At 69.6% G+C, this 582-nt stretch carries 1 protein-coding gene and 1 pseudogene; both read right to left on the reverse strand.

Features of this window, described 5'->3' with window-relative positions; genetic code table 11:
- Positions 1 to 390 (reverse strand): nicotinate-nucleotide--dimethylbenzimidazole phosphoribosyltransferase (locus AX735_RS20555; RefSeq protein ID WP_202189631.1); only part of this gene is annotated, 390 nt, incomplete at its 3' end.
- Positions 390 to 582: pseudogene (locus AX735_RS26110) on the reverse strand (5,6-dimethylbenzimidazole synthase); the annotation flags it as partial. The pseudogene AX735_RS26110 and the gene AX735_RS20555, both read right to left, overlap by 1 nt.

A 582-nucleotide genomic window follows, 5' to 3' on the forward strand; every position in this document is an offset into this window, starting at 1 on the left:
CGCGGGCCTCAGGCTGAGGTCCGCCGTGCCCGAAGCGACGGCTTGCGCGACGAAATGATCGGGCCAGGGACCGCGCGGGGGCTCGACCATGCCAGCATCGACCACCCGCACATCGACGCAATGCGCCTGCGCGAGCGCGGTGCTGCTCGCCTTGCCCCTCAGGATCGTCTCGACCATCGCGGTGGTCACCGCCGAGGGCCAGGGGGTCACGCCCTGCGCCACCACACCATGATCGGCGGCGAACAGGACCAGGCGGCGCGGGCGCGTCACCGGCGTCATCGACAGGCTCGCCACCGCCAGATCGACCGCCAGACTTTCCAGCTGCCCCAGGCTGCCCTGCGGCTTGGCCAACGCGTCAAGCCTGGCCTGAACGTCGTCACGGGTAATCATCAGCGCTCCAGTCTCGTGATTTCGGCAGGCAGGCGGTCCTGCCAGCCATGGCGGACCAGCTCGGGCGTGTCGCTCTCACGCTCGGGATAGCCTAGGCACAGCAGCGCGACAAAGCGCCAGTCGCCGGACACGTCGAGCAGCGCATTCATCCCCGCCGGATCGAGGATCGACACCCAGCCAAGCCCGATGCCG

The organism is Blastomonas sp. CCH1-A6 (assembly GCF_001556365.1).
Taxonomy (GTDB): domain Bacteria; phylum Pseudomonadota; class Alphaproteobacteria; order Sphingomonadales; family Sphingomonadaceae; genus Blastomonas; species Blastomonas ursincola.